This is a genomic window from Neisseria sp. P0022.S010, from assembly GCF_051956635.1.
Window position 1 is genome coordinate 1 of record NZ_JBQCXF010000398.1, and the last position, 2,742, is coordinate 2,742.

The 2,742-nt window shown below is 54.6% G+C and carries 2 protein-coding genes; both read right to left on the bottom strand.

Translation table 11 applies throughout. The annotated features are described in order from the left end of the window. On the bottom strand, nucleotides 1–1,798 hold a 1,798-nt coding region (locus ACTHUT_RS17260; protein WP_440419182.1), incomplete at its 3' end, for a DNA topoisomerase IV subunit B. Between the two features lie 68 nt (nucleotides 1,799–1,866). Then, a complete protein-coding gene (locus ACTHUT_RS17265) occupies nucleotides 1,867–2,403 on the bottom strand; it encodes an RNA pyrophosphohydrolase (RefSeq protein ID WP_004520487.1) in 537 nt (178 codons plus the stop codon). Nucleotides 2,404–2,742 lie beyond the last annotated feature (339 nt).

The window sequence follows — 2,742 nt, forward strand, 5'->3', positions numbered from 1 at the left end:
TCTCGCCCAAGCCTTTGAAACGGCTGATGGAATAAGCAGTTTCTTTAACGCCTTCTTTTTGCAGTCGCTCCAAAATGCTGTCGAGTTCGTTTTGGTCGAGGGCGTAGAATTTGCGGGCGGGTTTGCTTTTGCCTTGTGCGTTGACATCGACGCGGAACAGCGGCGGCTGTGCGACGTAAATGTGTCCGTCGGCGACCAGTTTCGGGAAGTGGCGGTAGAACAGGGTCAGCAGCAAAACTTGAATATGCGAACCGTCCACGTCGGCATCGGATAGGATGGCAATTTTGCCGTAGCGCAGGCCGCTTAAATCGGGATTGTCGTTGATGCCGTGCGGATCGACGCCGATGGCGACGGAAATGTCGTGGATTTCGGCGTTGCCGAAGAGTTGGTCGGGGTGGACTTCAAAGCTGTTGAGTACTTTGCCGCGCAGGGGCAGGATGGCTTGTGTGGCTTTGTCGCGGGCGAGTTTGGCGGAGCCGCCGGCGGAATCGCCTTCGACGAGGAAGAGTTCGTTTTCACGGATGTCTTCGCTTTCGCAGTCGGTCAGTTTGCCGGGCAGGACGGCGACGCCGCTGCCTTTTTTCTTTTCGATTTTTTTAACCGAACGCATCCGCGCTTGTGCTTGGCGGATAGCGAGTTCGGCGATTTTTTTGCCGAAGTCCACGTTTTGGTTCAGCCACAATTCCAAAGGGTCGCCCGATACGGCGGCGACGAGTTTCAGCGCGTCGCGGTTGGTCAGTTTGTCTTTGGTCTGACCTTGGAACTGCGGGTCGAGGACGCGGGCGGAGAGGACGAAGGCGGTTTTGCCGAACACGTCGTCGCTTTGCACTTTCACGCCGCGCGGTAAGAGGTTGTGCAGGTTGATGAAGTTGTTGACGGCGTTGAACACGGCTTGTTTCAAACCCGCTTCGTGCGTGCCGCCCAGCGGGGTGGGGATGAGGTTGACGTAGCTTTCGTTGGCGCACGAACCTTCTTCCAGCCAGGTCAGGGCAAACGCTGCGCCTTCGCCGATGCTGAAATCGCCGTTGTGGTCGTCTGAAATGTAGTTTTCGCAGGAGAACAGCGGTACGGCTTCCTGCGCGTCGGCAATCAGGTCGGTCAGATAGCTTTTCAGACCATCGGGGTAATGCCAAGTTTGGGTGTGCGCTTCGTCTTCGCCTTTGACCGGACGGGTCAAGGAAACGCGCACGCCAGGCAGCAGCACGGCTTTGGCGCGCAGCAGGCGTTCGAGTTCGGGAATGCTGTAATTCGGGCTTTCAAAATATTTGCCGTCCGGCCAGACGCGCACTTCGGTGCCGCTGTCTTTGACGGCGCATTTGCCCACTTCCGCCAACGGTTCGACCACATCGCCACCGGCAAACACGATACGGTGGATTTTGCCTTCGCGTTTGACGGTTACTTCAAGGCGGGTGGAGAGGGCGTTGGTCACGGACACGCCCACGCCATGCAGACCGCCTGAAAAGGCATACGCGCTGCCGCCGTCTTTTTTGTTGAACTTGCCGCCCGCGTGCAGACGGGTAAACACGAGTTCGACCACGGGCACGCCTTCGACAGGGTGCAACCCGACGGGAATGCCGCGTCCGTTATCACGGACGGAAAGCGAACCGTCTTCATGAATTTGCACGTCGATTGCAGTCGCGAAACCGCCCAACGCCTCGTCCGCCGCGTTGTCGATGACTTCTTGGCAGATGTGGGTCGGGCTGTCGGTGCGTGTGTACATGCCGGGACGTTCTTTGACCGGCTCCAAGCCTTTGAGGACGGTGATGCTGGATTCGCTGTATTGATTGTTTTTAGCCATAGGAATAATGTAAAGGCCGTCTGAAAAGATGAAAAACAACGCTTTCAGACGGCCTGAAAGCGTTTGGGTTATAGGTTTTCTATTGGATTGCGACGGATAAAGTCTTCATAGCTTTCTATGCCGCGCAAGAAACGGGAGAGTTCGGTCAATGCGTCCAAATACACGCCGCGCTTGAAGTCGATGACTTCGTCAACCGGCGCCCAGTATTGGTGCCAGCGCCAGCCGTCGAATTCAGGATGGTGGCAGGCGCGGAGGTTGACGTCGCTATCGCGGCCGACCAAGCGCAAAAGATACCAAATCTGTTTTTGTCCGCGATACGAACCGCGCCATTCGCGGCGCACCCAGTGGCTGGGAACGTCATAACGCAACCAGTCGCGCGTACGGCCAACGATTTTGATATGTTGCGGCAACAGGCCGACTTCTTCGTACAATTCGCGGTACATGGCGGTCTCAGGGCTTTCACCCGGCTTGATGCCGCCTTGCGGAAACTGCCATGAATGTTCGCGTACGCGTTTACCCCAAAAGACTTCGTTACGTTCGTTAATCAGGATAATACCGACATTGGGGCGATAGCCTTCTCTGTCTAACACGGTGTCGCCCTTCATTAAATTCAATCGTGCAATTTTCCCACAAATTGGGCGGTTTTGACAAATCTTGAGGCCGTCTGAATAAGCCCACAGTTTTTTCCAGACAGCATGAAACCGTTTCTGAAAAAATGTTGTTTATGAATAAAACCATAGCTTCAGACCGTCTGAAAAATGAAATTTTTTTCTGCTTTAAGGTCTTGCATTCAAAAGCTTTTTGCCGTTTAATGCAAACCTTGCTGAATCAAGGGCAAAGGACACATGCCGGCCGCCCCCACAGTTTCCCTTTTGTAAGTGGCATCTGCCACCGCTGCAATATTTTTACCCCCCGAACAAAAGGTCTGAAACCATGAAAAAATC

Bases quoted from the DNA above. Each gene is read 5' to 3' on its own strand.
- ACTHUT_RS17265 (WP_004520487.1), bottom strand. From the start codon at position 2,403: ATGAAGGGCGACACCGTGTTAGACAGAGAAGGCTATCGCCCCAATGTC.